Raw genomic sequence first — 1378 nt, forward strand, 5'->3', positions numbered from 1 at the left:
CGCCATCCGCGTGATTTGCATTACGGCGAAGCGGTCGACTTTTGGCGAGTCACGAAACTGGTTCCCAACGAACGCCTGACCTTGCGAGCCGAAATGAAGCTGCCCGGCGAAGCGGAACTCGACTTCCAGTTGGAACCGTCCGGGGCAGAAACAACACAAGTCGTCATGACAGCGAGATTTCGTCCCAAGGGCTTGCTGGGCCTGGCGTATTGGTACGCGGTGTTGCCGCTGCACGGCCTCGTCTTCCCCGTCATGCTTCGAGGAATCGCGAAAAACGTTCGGGGGTAGCCTCTCGTGTTGAACGACTTCGAGTCGATCGAACTAGCCAGCCATCTATCGTACATTGGCCGACAATTCGCTTTCCGATCTGTCGCCATCAACCAGCGGTGAGAAAAGGCAATCCGATGTCCCATCGAAAAATCATGACTGTCGCAACGATCGCCGTTCTGGTCACCGGCGGAGTGTTCCTGCTGAGCCGAACCACGCGAGCGGGTTACGAATCGGCGGAATACAAAGTCATCGAGTCCAACGGCGAATTTGAAATTCGCGAGTATCCCGATCTGATGCTGGTCGCAACGAAGACCAAAATCGATGCTCAAGGCCGAGATGGCAGCTTCATGAAGCTGTTTCGCTACATCTCGGGAGCCAACGAAGCCGAGCAAAAGATCTCAATGACGACTCCCGTCTTCATGGAAAACGATCAAGCCGATTCGGAAGTCCAGATGGGATTTGTGATGCCCAAGGAAGTCGCGGTCGAAGGCGTTCCCTCACCAACCGGCCCCGACGTTGATGTCCGCAAACGAGCCGGCGGACGCTTTGCCGTGATCCGATTCCCCGGCAAGTTGGACAAAAAGCTCGCCAAGGAATCCGAAGCCAAACTACGAGCCTGGATGGAAACCAAAGGTCTGACCGCAGCCGTCAACGAAGACGATGAGTCGAACCAAACCAGCGGAGTCGAAGCCGCTTCCTACGATCCGCCCTTCACTCCCGCGGCTCTGCGTCGCAACGAAGTCCTGATTCGGTTGAAGTAGTGAGCAGTCCGCTACAATGAAAGCATGCCGTTCAACAATTGCCAGCAGTGTCGTCGTCTCTTTCATTTCCTGGAACCAACGCATCGCGTTGAGTCCGTAGGAAATTGGCCGAGTGATTTGGACTCGCTTTGTCCAGAATGTCGACGGATGATCCTCCACAGCCAACATGGATCCAAAGCAGCCGAGGACAAACCGGTCGAAGGCCAGTCGGAAGATAGAAAACGCTTTGACTTCGGTGAGTGAAGAACCAGCCGTGGGTTTCCGTCTGCGCTAGCGGTGCCGTAAGGAACCGTTCGGAATCAAAATCGGCTGTAGCGGAGCGGAGCGAGCCGCCCGGTGTGTCACCG

General features: G+C 56.0%; 2 protein-coding genes. Both read left to right on the forward strand.

Annotation, left to right across the window (positions count from 1 at the left end; all coding sequences use genetic code 11):
• The coding region (locus B2R17_RS03000; protein ID WP_286762787.1) for a DUF2867 domain-containing protein at window positions 1–288 on the forward strand (288 nt) is incomplete at its 5' end.
• Between the two features lie 116 nt (window positions 289–404).
• A complete protein-coding gene (locus B2R17_RS03005) occupies window positions 405–1031 on the forward strand; it encodes an SOUL family heme-binding protein (protein WP_008668835.1) in 627 nt (208 codons plus the stop codon).
• The last annotated feature ends 347 nt before the right edge of the window (window positions 1032–1378 follow it).

The sequence above is a fragment of the Rhodopirellula sp. UBA1907 genome, from assembly GCF_002337565.1.
GTDB classification, from domain to species: domain Bacteria; phylum Planctomycetota; class Planctomycetia; order Pirellulales; family Pirellulaceae; genus Rhodopirellula; species Rhodopirellula europaea.